We start from the raw sequence: 15,912 nt of genomic DNA on the forward strand, positions 1-15,912 counted from the left end.
GCGCGTCAGTGCTCGGCGCCGATCGCCGCTTCGATCTGGTCGGCCCAGTCGGTCAGCCTCCGCTCGACACCCGCCAACTCGGCGGGGGTCACGCCGTACTCACGCACACGCCGCGAACCGATCCTCCGCACCTGTCGGAGCGCCTCGGCGAAGAGCTGTCGATCGAAGCCGTCGTCGTGTTCGGCTGCGCCGTCGAGGAGCTCGGCGTCCGAGAACCTCCCGCTCCGGCGGATCGCGTCGACGTCGAGGTAGTCTCGCGCTTCCGCACGCGAGAACAAGGCTGCAACCTTGTTCGACACCGCGTCGTACTCGTCGAGCACCGGGCCGAGGGCGAGCACGACGGGTTGCCGAGCGCGCCAGTCGACTCCCAGGTCGACCTCGACCACCTCACCATCGAGCGTGACCCGCAGCCTGGCGAAGAGCTCGAAGCGTCTGGCGACGGTGACGACGAAGCCCTCGGAGGCGAGCTGCGCGATGACATCGCCGAGAGCGCGCTCGAACCCACCTGCGTCCCGTCGGTCGGTGAAGAGGTCCACATCAGCAGTGGGGCGAGCCGTGAACCCGTGCTCACGGATGGCACCCGACCCTGCCAGTGCGAACCCGGAGTCGTCGGTCGCGGCGAGGGCGATCGACGCCACGCGTCGCTGCATCGCCTCGCTCGCGATCACGAGACGAGTTCGGGGAACCGGCTCTCCCACGCACGTCGGATCCGGACGGGCAGGAAGAGCCGCGACCACCATCGCCGGAGGACCGCCGGACTGACCAGGGCCTGGACGTCAGCAAGCGTGCCCTCACGCAGGGTTGCTTCGTACGCCTTCGCGACATCGTCCCAGTGGGCCAGGTCGACGACCGGGTCGGGCCCCCAGTACACCGTGTCGGGGAGCCGGAGCGAGCCCTCGGCCGGGCCCGTGAGATCGTCCAAGCTGGCGGGCACGGCGAAGCCGCGCGTGGCCTGGGTGCGGACCCGCACCGCTGAGTCGATCGTCATCGCACCCTCCCCTCTCCAGGGTACCGATGCCCCCACGACAGGACCAGCCCCTGTGGACGCGGCGCCCGGCGGTCAGCCCCGACCTGTCGGCGACGTGGGCCGCACGTCGGACGCGCCACGGGCCTCCCGGCCGGACCGCCGGAGCGCCCCGGTACCCTGATCTCCGTGACCGCCCCGAACCCCACGCACTGGACCCTCACGCTCGTCTGCGACGACCAGCCCGGGATCGTGCACGCCGTCTCCGGAGCCGTGGTCGCGGCGAACGGCAACATCACCGAGTCGCAGCAGTTCTCGAGCGCCGACACGAACTCGTTCTTCATGCGCCTGCAGGTCATGGCGCCGGTCGACCGCGAGACGTTCGAGCAGGCCCTCGCACCCGTCGTCGAGCGCTACGGCATGCGGGTCCAGCTCGACGTGGTCGGGCGTCCGATGCGGACCCTGGTGCTCGTGTCGAAGGCCGGGCACTGCCTGAACGACCTGCTCTACCGGCAGCGCGGCGGCCAGCTGCCGATCGAGGTCCCCCTCGTGCTGTCGAACCACGCCGACCTGTCCGGGCTGGCGGCGTTCTACTCCGTGCCGTTCGAGCACCGACCGGTCACCGACGCGGACGCGAAGCGGGCGATGGAGCAGCGGATCCTCGAGGCCGTCGAGGAGCACGACATCGAACTCGTCGTCCTCGCCCGCTACATGCAGATCCTGTCGCCGGAGCTGTGCGCCGCGCTCGAGGGCCGCGCCGTCAACATCCACCACTCGTTCCTGCCCGGCTTCAAGGGCGCCAACCCGTACCGGCAGGCGCACGCGCGCGGCGTCAAGCTCATCGGTGCGACGGCGCACTTCGTGACGAGCGACCTCGACGAGGGCCCGATCATCGAGCAGAACGTCGTCCGGGTCGACCACACGAAGGAGCCCGCCGAGCTGGTCTCGATCGGCCAGGACGAGGAGTCCCGGACGCTGACGCAGGCGGTGCGCTGGATCGCGGAGGACCGCGTCCTCCTCGACGGCGCCCGCACGATCATCTTCAGGTAGGCACCGCATGACGAACGCACCGCAGAGCCCCGTCGACTGGGGCGACGTCCCGCCGCCCACGGACCCGGCACCCGCACGCCGCCGGGCCTCCGTCTCCGGCTGGACGGTGCTGCGCGTGCTCGTGTGCGCGTTCGGGCTGCTGTCACTGGCGTACTGGGGCTACCTCGCGTGGCCGTTCCCGTTCCCGGGGGTGCTGTTCATGGTCGGGGCACCGCTGTTCGCCGCGGTCGTCTGGTTCCTCTTCCGCTCGCCGCGCTCGCCGATCGACACCGACGTGGTGGGCAAGGTGGTCGTCGAGACCGCGCTGGTGATCGCGGCCGGTGGCGCCTGGGTGTCGCTCGGGCACCCGGTGGTCGGGTTGGTCTTCGTGCTGGTCGCGGCGCTCTCCGGCGTGGTCGCGTTCCGGCGGGAGACGGCGTGAGCTCCGGGCCCGCGTCGGTGTCCGGCCTCGGCTCCGGGTCCGGGTCCGGGTCCGGCTCCGGGTCCGGGTCCAGGTCCGGCTCCGGCTCCGGGTCCGGCTCCGGCTCCGGGTCCGGTCTGGAGGCGCGGCGCACGCTGGTCCGAGCCGGTCGCCTGGTCGACGAGGCCGGTTCCACGGCCGACGGGTGGGTCCTGCTCGCCGGCGACGTGATCGAAGCGGTGGGGTCCGGCGCCGACGCGCCCAGCGCCCCGGACGTGGTCGACCTCGGCGACGCCGTCCTGACGCCCGGGTTCATCGACCTGCACGGGCACGGTGGTGGCGGCGCGGCCTACGAGGACGACACCTTCGACGCGGCGCTCGCCGTGCACCGGACGCACGGGACGACCCGTTCGGTCCTGTCCCTCGTCGCGAACCCCTCGGCAGCGCTCGCGACGTCGCTCGAGCGCATCCGCACCGTCGCCGCGACGGACCCGCTCGTGCTCGGCGCGCACCTGGAGGGGCCGTTCCTCTCCCCCGACAACAGGGGCGCCCACAACGCCGCCCACCTGGTCGATCCGTCGCCGGCGGCCGTGGACGCCCTGCTCGACGCGGGTGCCGGGGTCCTGCGGCAGGTCACGATCGCGCCCGAGCTGCCGGGAGCGCTGGACGCCGTCCGCCGCTTCGTCGACGCCGGGGTCGCCGTCGCCGTCGGACACACCGTCTGCTCGTACGACCAGGCCCGGGCGGCCTTCGACGCCGGTGCCACCGTGCTCACCCACGCGTGCAACGCAATGCCGGGGTTGCACCACCGGGCGCCGGGTCCGATCGCCGCGGCGACCGAGGACGACCGCGTGACGCTCGAGCTCATCCTCGACGGTGTGCACGTGCACCCCGCCGTCGCCCGCGTGCTGCTCCGTGCGGCGCCGGGGCGCGTCGCACTGATCACCGACGCGATGGCCGCGGCCGGGTCGCCCGACGGCTCCTACGCGCTCGGGTCGCTGACGGTGGACGTGGTGGACGGCGTCGCGCGGGTCGCCGGGACGGACACGATCGCGGGTTCGACGCTGACGCAGGACGCGGCGCTGCGGCTCGCCGTGTCGGCCGCCGGAGCGTCGCTGCCCGAGGCGGTCGCGGCGCTGACGAGCGTGCCGGCAGCGGCGCTCGGGCTCGGGGACCGGCTGGGCCGGGTCGCGCCCGGGTACGCCGCGGACCTCGTGGCGCTCTCCCCCGCGCTCGAGGTACAGCGGGTGTGGGGCGCCGGTCGGGAGCTGGTGCCCGCCAGGTCTTGACCGGGACGGCGCGCGGCGGGACCATCTCCGCATGGCGCTCTACGTCTCCTGCCCGGTCGAGAGCGTCGAGCGCGCCACCCCGTCGAAGGTCACGCTCTCGTTCGACCTCGACAGCCGACAGGCCGTCGACGAGCTGGTCGAGCGGGCCCGCGCTGCCGGCGGGCGGATCGGGGACACCGACGAGTACCCGTTCATGTACCAGCGGCAGTTCGACGACCCGGACGGGTACCACTGGTCGCCGTTCTGGATGCACCCCGACACCGCCGGCGCGTGACCTCGTCCGCGCGCTCCCGCCGGACGGTCACTGGTGCAGGAAGTCCTGACGGGGCTGCTCCTGCTCCGGCGCGAAGCGGATCCGCAGCACGGGTCCGCTGTCCTCGGTCGTGGAGCCGCTGACCTCCGCCTCGAGGGCGTCCGGGGTCCGGTCCCACCGCGTGACGGTCCCGGAGCCGAGCACCGCGACGTCGCTGATCGTGCGGGGGAGGAGCGCCGACGCCGACCCGAGCGACCGCAGTCGTACGACGCCGTCGTCGGGCTGGGCGAGCAGGACCGCGTAGAGGGAGTCGCCCGTGACGTCGTGCCGCACGGTGTACCGGACGTCCTCCGCCGTGTACGCCGGAGCGGCAGCGTCGACGAACGACCCGGCGGTCACCGCGGTCGGTCCCTCGGACGGTACGGTCCAGGGCCGGGTGCCGTAGATCGCCTCGCCGTGCAGGCCGAGCCAGTGCCCGATGCCCTCGAGCAGGCGCTGCTCCTCGACCGGGATCGTGCCGTCCGGCTTCGGGCCGACGTTGAGCAGCAGGACCCCGCGCTTCGCGACGACGTCGACGAGCTCGGCGACGAGTTCGCGCACGCTCTTGTACTCGTGCCCCTCGACCCAGCACCAGGAGGTCCGTGACACCGACGTGTCGTTCTGCCACACGGTCGGCTCGGTGCCCGCCACGGCTCCGCGCTCGATGTCGTAGACCGCAGTGCCGGGCGCGAAGGCTCCCCACTTGTAGTTGATGACGACCTCGCGTCCCCACTCGGCCGCCCGGTTGTAGTAGTACGCGGCGAGGGTCTGCAGCACCGGGGCGAACGCCGGTTGCTCGATCCACCAGTCGAACCAGAGCACCTGCGGCCGGTACTTCTCGATGACCTCGACGGTGCGCAGGAGCCAGTCCTCGAGGAACCGCTCGTTCGGAGCCGTCTCCTCACGCTGCGCGGGACCGTAGAAGTCCGACCACCGCGGGTCGAGCACGTCGGAGTCGAACCGGGCACCGCCGTTCATGAAGAACCAGTGCTCGGCACGGTGCGACGAGGCACCGCGGACCATCCAGGCCTCGTCGACCGCTCGGGAGAGGTCGCCGAAGACGTCACGCCGTGGCCCCATCCGTGCGGCACTCCAGCGGGACCGGTCCGTGTCGTACATCGCGAACCCGTCGTGGTGCTCAGCGACGGGCACGACGAACTGCGCACCCGCACGACGGAACAGCGCTGCCCACGCGGCCGGGTCGAAGTGCTCCATCGTGAACGACGGGATGAAGTCCTTGTACCCGAAGTCGCGGTGCTCGCCGTGCGTCGCGAGGTGGTGCTCGTACGCGTCGGTGCCCTGCCGGTACATCTCGCGGGAGTACCACTCGTTGCCGAAGGCCGGGACGGAGTACACGCCCCAGTGCAGGAAGACCCCGAACTTGGCGTCCTCGTACCAGCGTGGAGGCTCGTAGGCGGCCAGGGACGCCCACGTCGCGTCGAAGGGTCCGGCGGCGACGACCTCGTGCACGGCACGCATCGCCTCGGTGTTGTCGCTGACGTCGACCGGCTCCGGGAGCGACTCCGGGTCGAGCGGTCCGTGGCGGTCCGGCATGGGGCACTCCTTCGTGCGTCGGATGCGGTCCCCCACTTCTACCGGTCGAGTTCGGGAGTCGGGTGGGTCACGGATGCCGGCGGTCAGGGCAGCCGGACGACGACCTCGGCGGTCGAGGGCCCACCGCACTGCTCGGACCCGCCGTGCCGTACCCACGTGAAGTGGACGCCACGCTCGACGAGCACCCGGCCGTCCGCGCCGAGGACCGCCACGTGCCCGCGTCCCGCGGTGTCCGACGAGGTCGGCACGGACCACACGTCCCCGTCGTGTTCGACCATGGGGAGCACTGCCGTCGGCGCCGTGCCGTCCGGCAGTGTCCCGACCGCTGGCGCGCCCGGTGTGGCTTCCCCAGGGGCGGTCGGCACGGCTGGTTCGGGCGGCACCCCGGGCGTGCAGTCCGGGCCCTGGCAGACGACGATGCCCGCGACGCCGGACGCCGGGTCCGCGGAACCCGGGACCTCGACGGCGACGGTGTCGGTCCGACCGATCGCCGTGCACGCCGTCGGCCCGATGCCGGCGCAGCCGGTCGTCACGAGCACCAGCACGGCCGATGCCGTGGCGAGTCCCCTCGTCCCCCGACGCATGCGTCCATCGTCACCGATCGATCGCGGACGGGTGGTCACGATCCGGCGACGGTGTCAGGCCGCGACGACGGACAGCAGCCGGAGTCGGTCGTGGCTCTCGGTCCCGGGGACGGCGGTGTAGACGAGCAGCACGTGCGCCTGCTCCGGGTCGAGGAGCACCTGGCAGTGCAGCTCGAGTCGGCCGACCTCCGGGTGGTCGTAGCGCTTGACGGTCCCCGGGACGAGGCCGACCTCCTGCCGGTCCCACAGCGTCCGGAACTCGTCGGAGCGTTGCAGGAGCTCGTCCGCGAGCCGCGCTGCCCGGGACCCGGGACCGCGCCGGGTCGCGACCTCACGCAGTGACGACACGTACAGCCGCGCGGTGGTGTCGCGCTCCTCCGGCGGGAAGAGGTCCCGCGCACCCGGTTCGGTGAACCAGCGCCAGCCGATCGAGCGCGACGGCCCCTGCCGCTGGCTCGCGTCCCCGAACAGTGCGGCGGCGAGCGGCGTCTGCAGGAGCGTCTCGCCGAGTTCCGTGACGACCTCGGCCGGGGTGTCCACCAGGCGGTCGAAGATGCGCATCATGCCCGGGCCCACGTGGTCCGAGCCCGCGCCGGACTCCGGCGGTCGGTGCCCGGCGAGGCGGAAGACGTGGTCGCGTTCCGCCCGGCTCAGGTGGAGCCCCTGCGCGATCGCGGCGACCATCTGCTCGGAGGGCTGCGGACCGGTGCCCCGTTCGAGCCGGGCGTAGTAGTCCGGGGACATGTGGCAGACCGCCGCGACCTCCTCGCGGCGCAGCCCGGAGGTCCGGCGCCGCTGTCCCGGCGGGAGGCCGACGTCGGACGGTTGCAGGGCCTCCCGGCGTCCGCGGAGGAAGGCGCCGAGCGCCGGTCGATCGATCACGGGCCCATCCTCGCCGGTCCGCGTCCTCCGCAGCCACGGTCCGTCAGGTCCTGGTTGCGGTCCGGCCGCCGACGCAGGCTGGCACCAGCCCGACGACGGGCGACGATCCCGAGGAGACCACCGTGCCGACACGACCCATCGACATCACCCTGCCGCGACTGGACGGCACCCGCGCCGTCGTCACCGGTGCGAGCGACGGCATCGGCCTGGGCATCGCGACGGCACTCGCGGGCGCCGGCGCCACGGTCGTGCTCCCCGTGCGCAACCCGAGCAAGGGCGAGGCCGCACGCATCCGGGTGCTCCGCGAACACCCGGACGCCGACGTGCAGCTCGGCGCGATGGACCTGTCGTCCCTCGCCTCGGTGGACGCGTTCGCGGAGTCGATGCGGTCGGCCGGTCAGCCGGTCGGCCTGCTCGTGGGCAACGCCGGGGTCATGACCCCACCCGAGCGGCAGACCACGGCCGACGGCTTCGAGCTGCAGCTCGGCACGAACCACCTCGGACACGTCGCACTCGTCCGCGGACTCCTGCCGCTGCTCCGTTCGGCGCGCGGCCACGTCACGTCGCAGATCAGCATCGTCGCGCGCAGCGGCGCCGTGCACTGGGAGGACCCGAACTGGGAGCGGAGCTACGACGGGATGCGCGCGTACCGGCAGTCGAAGATCGCGTTCGGCCTGTTCGGGCTCGAGCTCGCCCGACGGAGCGCCGACCGCGGATGGGGCATCACGAGCAACCTCGCGCACCCCGGGGTCGCGCCGACGAGCCTGCTCGCCGCGCGCCCGGAGCTCGGTCGGAGCGGCGACACCCCGCAGGTCCGGGTGATCCGCTGGTTGTCCGCTCGGGGCCTGCTCGTCGGGACCCCGAGGACCGCCGGGTTGCCGGCGCTCGTCGCAGCCACCGACCCGGCCGTGCGGGACGGCGGGTTCGTGGGTCCGACGGGTGCCGGCGGTGTCGGCGGAGCGCCCGGACGGACGCCGCTGTGGAAGCCGCTCCGCAGTGCCGAGGACGCCCGACGCGTGTGGGAGCTGTCCGAGGAGCTGCTCGGCACGTCGGTCGCGTGACGTCCGCGACCGGCGCTGTCAGGATGGCCGCATGAGCGTCATGATCTCGGTGTTCGATGCGCAGCGCACCCGCACGAGCGAGAAGTACACCGCGTACCCGCCCGAGGTCCTGCCGATGTTCGTCGCCGAGATGGACTCGGTCCCCGCCGAGCCGGTGCGCGAGGCACTCGAGCGCGCCGTCCGCACCGGGGACACCGGGTACGTCGGGCACACCCGGGTGCTGCCCGAGGTCTTCGCCGACTTCGCCGACCGCCGGTGGGGATGGGACGTCGACCCCGACCTCGTCCGGACCACGACGGACGTGTCGGTGGCGGCGGTCGAGGTGCTCCGGCGGGTCGTCGACCCCGGCGACCAGGTCGTCGTCATGCCGCCCGTCTACCCGCCGTTCTGGGAGTACGTCCGCGAGGCCGGCGGCACCGTGACCGAGGTGCCGCTGCTCGCCCCGGACGGCGAACCCGACCCGTTCGACACCACGGCCGGGTGGCGGATGGACCTCGCCGGGGTCGAGCGCGCCTTCGCCGGCGGCGCCCGGACGGTCCTGCTCTGCAACCCGCACAACCCCCTCGGGCTCGTGCACGCCCGCGACGACCTGGTGGCACTCGCCCGGCTCGCCGCGGAGTGGGACGCCGTCGTCGTCTCCGACGAGATCCACGCCCCGCTCGTGCACGCGGACGCGGTGTTCACCCCGTTCCTCACCTGCGGACCCGAGGCGATCGAGCACGGCGTCGCTCTGACGAGCGCGAGCAAGGCGTGGAACCTGGCCGGGACGAAGTGCGCGCTGATGGTCGGGGCGTCCGAGCGGGCGCGCGGCTGGTTCGACGGGCTGCCCGTCGAGGTCGTCGAGCGCACCGGGATCCTCGGGTACACCGCGAGCGTCGCCGCCTTCCGTGACGGGGAGCCGTGGCTCGCGTCGCTGCTCGCCGAGCTGGCCGGCAACCGCCGTGTGCTCGCCGAGGAGCTCGGCTCGGCCCTGCCCGGTGCTGGGTACCGGCAGCCGCAGGCGTCCTACCTGGCCTGGCTCGACCTGCGCGCCCTGCCGTGGGGCGACGACCCCGCCCTGCAGCTGGTCGACCGGGCGAAGGTCGCGCTGACGAACGGTCGCGACTTCGGGCAGCCGGGCATCGGCCACGCCCGGCTCAACTTCGGCTGCTCCGAGGAGACCCTGCGCGAGGGGCTGGCGCGCCTGGCGGCCGCCTGCTGACCCCGCTCGGCAGGCGTCACTCGAAGCGTTGCCACTCCGGCTTGTTGGCGTACGTGTACCGGTAGTAGTCCGCCAGACGGAGCCCGGCTGCGGCCTCCTCGTCCACCACGACGGTCGCGTGCTCGTGCAGCTGCAACGCCGACCCGGGCACGAACGACGACAGCGGCCCCTCGACCGCGGCGGCCACGGCGTCGGCCTTCGCCGAGCCCTGCGCGACGAGGACGAGCTCACGCGCCTCGAGGATCGTGCCGAGCCCCTGCGTCATGCAGTGCGTCGGCACCTGGTCGAGCGAGTCGAAGAAGCGGGCATTGGCCTCACGCGTGGACGGTGCGAGGGTCTTGATGCGGGTGCGGGACGCGAACGACGACGTCGGCTCGTTGAACCCGATGTGCCCGTTCGCCCCGATCCCGAGGATCTGCACGTCGACCCCGCCGGCGGCCCGGATCGCAGCGTCGTACTCCTTCGCCGCGAACGCCAGGTCCGTCGCGCGGCCGTCCGGCACCCGCACCCGCGAGGGGTCGAACCCGAGCGGCTCCACGACGTCGCGCTGGATCACCGACGCGTACGACTCCGGGTGCTCGAGCGGGATCCCGACGTACTCGTCGAGGGCGAACCCGCGGGCCGCGGCGAAGGACACCTCGCCCGCCTCGACCCGACGACGCAGGTCGGCGTAGATGCCCTGCGGGCTCGACCCGGTGGCGAGACCCACGACGGCGGACGGCTTCTCGGCCACGACCGAGGCGATCTTGGCGGCAGCGACACGACCGACCTCGGCCGGCGTCGGCAGGATGATGATCTCCACGCTCTCACCCTACTGGTCATGACCAGTCGCCGACAGGGGTGGTCGGTAGCGTGGGGGCATGCCCACCCCTGACTTCGTCCTGTCCCTGCGCGAGAAGGTCGGCAACGACCCGCTCTGGATGACGGGCATCACCGCCGTCGTCACACGCGGCGAGGGCCCCGACCGCGAACTGCTCGTCGTCCGGCGCGCGGACAACGGCGCGCTGACGCCGGTGACGGGGATCGTCGACCCGGGTGAGGAACCCGCGGTCGCCGCAGAGCGCGAGGTCCTCGAGGAGGCCGACGTCGTCGCGGTCGCCGAGCGCCTGACCTGGGTGCACGTCCTGCCCGAGATGACCTACCCGAACGGTGACCGGGCGCAGTACCTCGACCTGGTCTTCGCGTGCCGGTACGTGTCCGGCACGCCCGCCCCCGCGGACGGCGAGAACACCGAGGCGTTCTGGGCGCGGCTCGACGCCCTGCCGGAGATGTCCACGGACATGCTGGAGCGGGTCCGGGCGGGCCTGTCCGACGAGCCGACCGCGCGCTTCGAGCGCTGACCCTCCGCCGACCAGGGCGCGTTCACCTAGCGACCGCGACCCCGAGGCCGGGGCCCGGGCCGCTCCCGTGACACTCCGCGAGACCGCAGCCGGACGAGCCCGCATCCGACGAGCACCGACACGATCCCGATGCTGACCCGGATCGCGACGACGAGCCACGGCACGTCCGTGGCCGTCTGTGCCGCTGTCAGGATCACGACCGCCGCGGACCCGACCAGGACGAGGGTGACGACACGAGCTCGACGAGGGCTCACACGCAACCCGTACGCGCAGCGTGGTTGTTCGAGAAGTAGACCTTCAGCTGCTTGTTGTTCTTGCACGTCCCCTTGATCGTCGCGAGGTAGGCGGCGCCGGCTGCGATGATCGCCTGCACGGCGAGGCAAGCGAGCTGGCCGACTGCGGGGATCGCGCAGATCGCGGCACCGAGCACGAAGCCAGCTCCGTTGTACAGCAGGTTCTGGTCGTACTGGTTGAACGTCACGTAGTGCCCTCCAGCGTCGTAGCCTCCGCCCAGGCGAGCATCGCCCTTCGGCCGCACGACGTCGAGCTCGAGTCCGTCGCCGAGCGTGATGACCGTGTGGTGCCCGTCCGGGTCGTCCCGTTCGGACTCGACGAGGTCTGCAGCCCGCAGCTGTCGCAGCACCGAGTCGAAGTCCGTCGTCTGCAACAGCTGCTTCGCCTCACGCACGGGGTTCGGCTCCGCGTGCGCCTGTGCAACAGGCACCACCGCCCCTGCGACCACGACGACGCTCGCGATCAACAGCGCGATCTTGCAACCCATCAGTACCTCCTTGGTTCAGTGAGGAGAGACTCCCGTACTGATGTTCCACATCCATGACCAGGAGATGTCCGGGGAGTCAATCACAGTCGTGAGGACTCGCGGGCCGGGAGGCGCGGGGCGGGCCCGCCCCGCGCCTCCAGACCGGCACCTGGTCGCCCCGACCGGGGCCGGGGCCGGGTCTCGCGTCCAGCGACGGATCTCGGGCGGCGCGGCCCGCGATCCGTCGCTCAGCCCGGGTCTCGGCGGGACGGTCCGAGCACGGGGTCGCTACGCGAGCGGGGCGACCGCGGCCGGGGCGCCGAGCAGTCGCAGGGCCACGGCGTCGCCAGCGGCGCGGCGGTCGCCGACCTCGTGCTGCACCGTCACGACCGTGTCGTCATCGAGCCGGACCGTCGTGCGCCGGATCGACCCGAGGAAGCTCGACGTGACGACGGTGCCGGTGACGCCCTCGGCGGCGAAGGCGACGTCCTCGGGGCGGACGTAGGCGAGCACCGGACCGTCCGCGGTGTCCGCTGCGAGCGCCGGGACGCGGAAGCCGTAGACGAACACGTCGCCGCTGCGCAGGTCGCCACGCAGGCGGTTCGACTGCCCGACGAAGTCCGCGGTGAACGCCGAGACGGGGTGTCGGTAGAGCTCCTCGGGTGTCCCGACCTGCTCGATGCCGCCGGCGTTCATCACCGCGATGCGGTCGGAGACGGCGAGTGCCTCCTCCTGGTCGTGGGTGACGAAGACGGTCGTGATGCCGAGGTCGCTCTGGATGCGGCGGATCTCGTCACGCAGGGACACCCGGACCTTCGCGTCGAGCGCGGACAGCGGCTCGTCGAGCAGGAGCACGCGCGGGCGGGTGACGAGGGCACGGGCGAGGGCGACCCGCTGCTGCTGCCCGCCGGAGAGCTGGTGCGGGAACCGGTCGGCGAGGCCGGCGAGGTGCACCATGTCGAGCGCTTCGATGACGCGCTCGCGGCGTGCTGGGGCGGCGACCTTCCGCATCTCGAGGCCGAACGACACGTTCTGCCGCACCGTCATGTGCGGGAAGAGCGAGTACTGCTGGAACACCATGCCGATGTCGCGCCGCTCGACCGGCACCGCGGCGACGTCCGCCCCGTCGATGCGGATCGCGCCGGCGTCGATCGCCTCGAGACCGGCGAGCGCACGCAGCGCGGTGGTCTTGCCGCAGCCGGACGGCCCGAGCAGCGAGACGAACTCGCCGGGCTCGATGCGGAGCGACAGGCCGGCGAGCGCACGGTGGGAGCCGTAGTGCTTCTCGACCGCCTCGAGCTCGACGGTCGCCCCCTCGGTGGACAGGGACGCCGGGGCGGCGGGAGCGGTGACGGTCATGTGGACTCCTTCGGGGTGCGCCGGCGGCCCGCGCCGACCCGGCCGATGACGACGAGCAGCACGAAGCCGAACAGCAGTGCGGCGAGCGAGAAGATCGCGGCCACGTACGGGTCGGTCTGCTGCACGAGCACGAGCGCGGTCTGGAACGTGGTGCGGGACAGGAACGAGGCGAGGGTGTACTCGCCGAGGACGACCGTGACGGTCAGGAAGCACGCGGCGGTGATGCCGCGGCGGAGGTTCGGCAGCAGGATCCGCCACGTCACGGTCCACCACGAGGCGCCGAGCGAGCGCGCGGCCTCGGACAGCACCGTGACGTCGACCGAGGTCAGCGCCGCGGCGATCGGGCGGAACGCGAACGGCAGCGACACGATGCCGATCGCGAAGGCCAGGGTCCACGCGCCGGAGCCGAACACCTGCGCGACGACCTGGTACACGGGGATGAAGCCGACGACGAGCACGACGACGGGCACCGTGATCGGCACCAGGCAGACGAACTCGAGCACGCGGCGCAGGCGGGGGTAGCGGAGCGCGGTGACGATCTGGGCGGGCAGGAGCACGAGCAGCACGATCGCGACGGTGATCACCGCGATGAGCAGGGACGACGCGAGGCCGTCGAACACCGGCTGGTAGGTGGACGCGTTCGCGGGGTCGACGATCGCGGCGTAGTGGTCGAGCGTGAGCGCCCCGTCGGTGCCCTGGCGGAACGTGAACTGTGCCAGGGCGACCAGCGGCACGGCGACGACGAGTCCGACCAGGGCGAGCACGGCGACGGCGGTGCCCCGGGACGGAGCGACGCCGAAGCGGCCGACACGGGTGGGGCCTCCAGGCCGGGATGCGGCGGCCACGGGGCGGACCGAGGGGACGGCGGTCACCGCTGCCACCGCGCAGCGCGACGCTGGAGCAGCGAGTAGGCGCCCATCACGACCGCCATGACCACGACCATGCCGAGGGCGAGCACACCCGCGACGTTCTGCAGACCGATGATCGTCTCGCTGGTGAGCTGCGCGCGGATCGTCAGCGGCACGATGCCGCCCTGCGAGATGAGTGCCGCCGCGGTGGCGAACGACGAGAACGCGTTCGCGAAGAGCAGGAGCAGCGACCCCCAGAACGCCGGCGCGAGCACGGGCAGGGCGATGCGCCGCCATGAGGTCGCGCGCGAGGCGCCGAGGGTGGCGGCGGCCTCGCCCCACTGGGGCTTGACGCCCTCGAGGGCGGGCATGAACGTGAGGACCATGAGCGGCACCTGGAAGTAGACGTACGGGATCACGAGACCGGGGACGGTGTACAGGAGGGTCCCGTTCGCGTTGAGGTCGAGACCGAAGGCCGACACCAGCCAGGTGGTGACCAGTCCCTGCGCGCCGATCGTGGCGATGAACGCGAACGCGAGCATCACGCCGCCGAACTGGGCGAGGACGCTGGCGGCGGAGTCGATCATCGAGCGGACGAGCCCGTCGGGCCGGAGCGCGGCGAGCGCCCAGCAGACCAGGGCACCGACGACGGCGCCGATCACGGCCGAGACCGCGGACAGGCCGAACGAGCCGGCGAACGCGCGGAGGACGGACGGGTCACGGAGCGCTGCGAGGTTCGCGAGCGTGAACCGCCCGTCGCCGGTGGAGAACCCGCTGCCGACCGCGATCACGGCGGGGACGGCCAGGAAGAGCAGGACGTACGCGGCGAACGGGGTGAGGCCGAGCCAGGCGAGGCCGGGGCGGCGGCGGGCCCGGGTCCCGGCGCGACGGGCGGCGGTGGCCGCATCGGCGCCGGACGACGCGACGGGGGCCGCTGCCGCGCTGGTGGCGGCGGGGACCGGGACTGCCGTGCCCGCGCCCGTGCTCGCGCCCTTGCTCGCGCCCGGGGCGAACGCGCTGCCGCCCGGCGCCGATGCGGTCGTCATGCTGCTCAGGACCCCATCGTGGCGGACCACTTCGCGGCGAGGACCTTCGCTGCATCCGTGACCTGCGCGTCGGTCAGCTCGACGTAGTCCTTCGGCATCCCGCCTGCGGCCCGCAGGGCGTCCTCGTCGACCTTGCCCGACTGCTCCATCGCCGCGAGGGTCGACGGGAAGGCGCCGGCCTGCAGGTACAGGTTCTGGGCGTCGGGGCTCGCGATGTACTCCTGCCACAGGCGTGCCGCCGCGGGGTGCGGTGCGTCCTTGTTGATCGCCTGCGAGTAGTACGAGCCGAGCGCCTGCCCCTCGGGGACGACCGTCTTCCAGTCCTGGTTGCCGCTCGACCCGGCCGCCGGGCCCCAGGCCAGGTTGTTGTACGACCACTGGATCACGACGGGCGTCTCCCCCGAGGCGACCGTCGCCTGCGTGGGCAGCACGTTCTGGAAGTTGCCGGCCTGCTGCAGCTTGCCGAAGTAGTCGACGCCCTTCGTGATGTCGTCCGCCGACCCGCCGTTCTCGAGCGCGGCGAGGTACACCGCGGACGCCGCCTGGTTCGCCTGCGTCGGGTCGCCCGCGATCGAGACCTTGCCCTTGTACTCGCTGCCGAGCAGGTCGTCCAGGTCCTTCGGGGCGTCCGTGATCTTCGACGAGTCGTACCCGATCGACATGAGGCCCGTGTAGTCGCGGGTCCACTTGCCGTCCGCGTCCTTGAGCGTGTCCGGGATGTCCGACCAGTTCGCCACCTTGTAGTCGGTGAGCAGGTCGAGGTTCTGCTGCATCACGGCGTTGCCGAGGTCGAGCACGTCGGGGGCCGTCGACTGACCCTGCTGCGACTTGACGGCGGCGACCTCGTCGGCGCTGGAGCCGTTCGGGTTGGCCGAGTTGATCTTGATGTCGTACTTCTGCTCGAAGCCGTCGATGATCTTGCCGTAGTTCGCCCAGGTCGGCGGGAGGGCGATGACGTTGAGCTGCCCCTCGGCCTTCGCGGCCTTCACGAGGGCGTCCATGCCGCCGGCCGACTCGGCGCTCGTGGCGGTCTTCCAGTCGGTGTCGCTCGACGTCGACGCGCTGCTCGTCGCCGAGCAACCGGCCAGGGTGACGACTGCTGCTGCGGCCAGGGCGATGCCGGCCAGGGTGCGGGTGTGCTGCACGGGGTGCGCCTTCCGGGTGCTGTGGGGATTCGGGTGTCCGGGGGTCCGGCTTCGGCACGATCGTGGACGCGCCCGGTTTCGGGGTCGTGCTGCGGCGGTGAACGGTGGCGGAACAGCGGGTACGGCTGTACGGTTTC

17 protein-coding genes and 1 pseudogene are annotated in these 15,912 nt (G+C 72.6%); 7 read left to right on the plus strand and 11 right to left on the minus strand.

Features of this window, described 5'->3' with window-relative positions; genetic code table 11:
- Positions 1-5: 5 nt before the first annotated feature.
- Positions 6-638: a nucleotidyl transferase AbiEii/AbiGii toxin family protein gene (locus ACIP6W_RS06920; protein WP_251155245.1), complete on the minus strand. Its 633-nt coding sequence runs from the start codon at positions 636-638 to the stop codon at positions 6-8.
- 26 nt (positions 639-664) lie between these two features.
- Positions 665-988, minus strand: coding sequence for a hypothetical protein (locus ACIP6W_RS06925; protein ID WP_066656763.1), 324 nt, complete (start codon positions 986-988; stop codon positions 665-667).
- Positions 989-1,153: 165 nt separating this feature from the next.
- On the opposite strand from ACIP6W_RS06925, the gene purU reads away from it, so the two are divergent.
- From purU to ACIP6W_RS06945, 4 genes and pseudogenes are all read left to right on the plus strand, one after another.
- Positions 1,154-2,014 carry a formyltetrahydrofolate deformylase gene (gene purU, locus ACIP6W_RS06930; RefSeq protein WP_066656765.1) on the plus strand — a complete coding sequence of 287 codons (861 nt, stop codon included), beginning with the start codon at positions 1,154-1,156 and terminating at the stop codon, positions 2,012-2,014.
- A 7-nt stretch (positions 2,015-2,021) separates the two neighbouring features.
- The gene (locus tag ACIP6W_RS06935; protein ID WP_066656768.1) at positions 2,022-2,435 is read left to right on the plus strand and encodes a YrdB family protein; all 414 of its coding nucleotides are present in this window, start codon (positions 2,022-2,024) and stop codon (positions 2,433-2,435) included.
- 116 nt (positions 2,436-2,551) lie between these two features.
- On the plus strand, positions 2,552-3,703 hold the full coding sequence (gene nagA / locus ACIP6W_RS06940; protein ID WP_066658744.1) for an N-acetylglucosamine-6-phosphate deacetylase: 1,152 nt from the start codon (positions 2,552-2,554) through the stop codon (positions 3,701-3,703).
- 76 nt (positions 3,704-3,779) lie between these two features.
- Positions 3,780-3,977, plus strand: a pseudogene (locus ACIP6W_RS06945) (VOC family protein); the annotation flags it as partial.
- A 27-nt stretch (positions 3,978-4,004) separates the two neighbouring features.
- On the opposite strand, the gene ACIP6W_RS06950 reads toward ACIP6W_RS06945, so the two are convergent.
- The 3 genes from ACIP6W_RS06950 to ACIP6W_RS06960 form a co-directional block, all read right to left on the minus strand.
- Complete coding sequence (locus ACIP6W_RS06950) at positions 4,005-5,549, minus strand: alpha-L-fucosidase (RefSeq protein ID WP_400428797.1); 1,545 nt, start codon at positions 5,547-5,549, stop codon at positions 4,005-4,007.
- An 83-nt stretch (positions 5,550-5,632) separates the two neighbouring features.
- Complete coding sequence (locus ACIP6W_RS06955) at positions 5,633-6,133, minus strand: hypothetical protein (RefSeq protein WP_271826399.1); 501 nt, start codon at positions 6,131-6,133, stop codon at positions 5,633-5,635.
- 54 nt (positions 6,134-6,187) lie between these two features.
- On the minus strand, positions 6,188-7,015 hold the full coding sequence (locus ACIP6W_RS06960; protein ID WP_400428799.1) for a helix-turn-helix transcriptional regulator: 828 nt from the start codon (positions 7,013-7,015) through the stop codon (positions 6,188-6,190).
- A 122-nt stretch (positions 7,016-7,137) separates the two neighbouring features.
- Here ACIP6W_RS06960 and ACIP6W_RS06965 point away from each other — a divergent pair, with 122 nt between their 5' ends.
- On the plus strand, positions 7,138-8,076 hold the full coding sequence (locus ACIP6W_RS06965) for an SDR family oxidoreductase (RefSeq protein ID WP_066656779.1): 939 nt from the start codon (positions 7,138-7,140) through the stop codon (positions 8,074-8,076).
- A 31-nt stretch (positions 8,077-8,107) separates the two neighbouring features.
- A complete protein-coding gene (locus tag ACIP6W_RS06970) occupies positions 8,108-9,277 on the plus strand; it encodes a MalY/PatB family protein (RefSeq protein WP_400428801.1) in 1,170 nt (389 codons plus the stop codon).
- A 16-nt stretch (positions 9,278-9,293) separates the two neighbouring features.
- Here ACIP6W_RS06970 and nagB read toward each other — a convergent pair whose 3' ends face one another.
- Positions 9,294-10,079 carry a glucosamine-6-phosphate deaminase gene (gene nagB, locus ACIP6W_RS06975; RefSeq protein ID WP_209685360.1) on the minus strand — a complete coding sequence of 262 codons (786 nt, stop codon included), beginning with the start codon at positions 10,077-10,079 and terminating at the stop codon, positions 9,294-9,296.
- Positions 10,080-10,137: 58 nt separating this feature from the next.
- Here nagB and ACIP6W_RS06980 point away from each other — a divergent pair, with 58 nt between their 5' ends.
- Positions 10,138-10,617, plus strand: a complete 480-nt coding sequence (locus tag ACIP6W_RS06980) for an NUDIX hydrolase (RefSeq protein ID WP_400428803.1) — start codon at positions 10,138-10,140, stop codon at positions 10,615-10,617.
- Between the two features lie 250 nt (positions 10,618-10,867).
- On the opposite strand, the gene ACIP6W_RS06985 is transcribed toward ACIP6W_RS06980, so the two are convergent.
- The 5 genes from ACIP6W_RS06985 to ACIP6W_RS07005 form a co-directional block, all read right to left on the minus strand.
- A complete protein-coding gene (locus ACIP6W_RS06985; RefSeq protein WP_400428805.1) occupies positions 10,868-11,398 on the minus strand; it encodes a hypothetical protein in 531 nt (176 codons plus the stop codon).
- A gap of 267 nt (positions 11,399-11,665) precedes the next feature.
- Complete coding sequence (locus tag ACIP6W_RS06990; protein ID WP_271826396.1) at positions 11,666-12,736, minus strand: ABC transporter ATP-binding protein; 1,071 nt, start codon at positions 12,734-12,736, stop codon at positions 11,666-11,668.
- Positions 12,733-13,581 (minus strand): ABC transporter permease, encoded by an 849-nt coding sequence (locus ACIP6W_RS06995; RefSeq protein ID WP_400428807.1) that lies wholly within the window; start codon positions 13,579-13,581, stop codon positions 12,733-12,735. The genes ACIP6W_RS06990 and ACIP6W_RS06995 overlap by 4 nt, the downstream gene beginning before the upstream one ends.
- A gap of 23 nt (positions 13,582-13,604) precedes the next feature.
- Positions 13,605-14,630, minus strand: coding sequence for an ABC transporter permease (locus ACIP6W_RS07000; RefSeq protein WP_400428809.1), 1,026 nt, complete (start codon positions 14,628-14,630; stop codon positions 13,605-13,607).
- A 5-nt stretch (positions 14,631-14,635) separates the two neighbouring features.
- Entirely contained in the window at positions 14,636-15,775 is a 1,140-nt protein-coding gene (locus ACIP6W_RS07005; RefSeq protein ID WP_251155233.1) for an extracellular solute-binding protein, read from the minus strand.
- Between the last annotated feature and the right edge of the window lie 137 nt (positions 15,776-15,912).

This window comes from Curtobacterium sp. NPDC088465 (assembly GCF_044753165.1).
Lineage (GTDB): Bacteria > Actinomycetota > Actinomycetes > Actinomycetales > Microbacteriaceae > Curtobacterium.

Bases quoted from the DNA above. Each gene is read 5' to 3' on its own strand.
- ACIP6W_RS06980 (WP_400428803.1), top strand. From the start codon at position 10,138: ATGCCCACCCCTGACTTCGTCCTGTCCCTGCGCGAGAAGGTCGGCAAC.
- ACIP6W_RS06970 (WP_400428801.1), top strand. From the start codon at position 8,108: ATGAGCGTCATGATCTCGGTGTTCGATGCGCAGCGCACCCGCACGAGC.
- ACIP6W_RS07000 (WP_400428809.1), bottom strand. From the start codon at position 14,630: ATGACGACCGCATCGGCGCCGGGCGGCAGCGCGTTCGCCCCGGGCGCG.
- ACIP6W_RS06985 (WP_400428805.1), bottom strand. From the start codon at position 11,398: ATGGGTTGCAAGATCGCGCTGTTGATCGCGAGCGTCGTCGTGGTCGCA.
- ACIP6W_RS06990 (WP_271826396.1), bottom strand. From the start codon at position 12,736: ATGACCGTCACCGCTCCCGCCGCCCCGGCGTCCCTGTCCACCGAGGGG.
- ACIP6W_RS06925 (WP_066656763.1), bottom strand. From the start codon at position 988: ATGACGATCGACTCAGCGGTGCGGGTCCGCACCCAGGCCACGCGCGGC.
- ACIP6W_RS06950 (WP_400428797.1), bottom strand. From the start codon at position 5,549: ATGCCGGACCGCCACGGACCGCTCGACCCGGAGTCGCTCCCGGAGCCG.
- ACIP6W_RS06935 (WP_066656768.1), top strand. From the start codon at position 2,022: ATGACGAACGCACCGCAGAGCCCCGTCGACTGGGGCGACGTCCCGCCG.
- ACIP6W_RS06955 (WP_271826399.1), bottom strand. From the start codon at position 6,133: ATGCGTCGGGGGACGAGGGGACTCGCCACGGCATCGGCCGTGCTGGTG.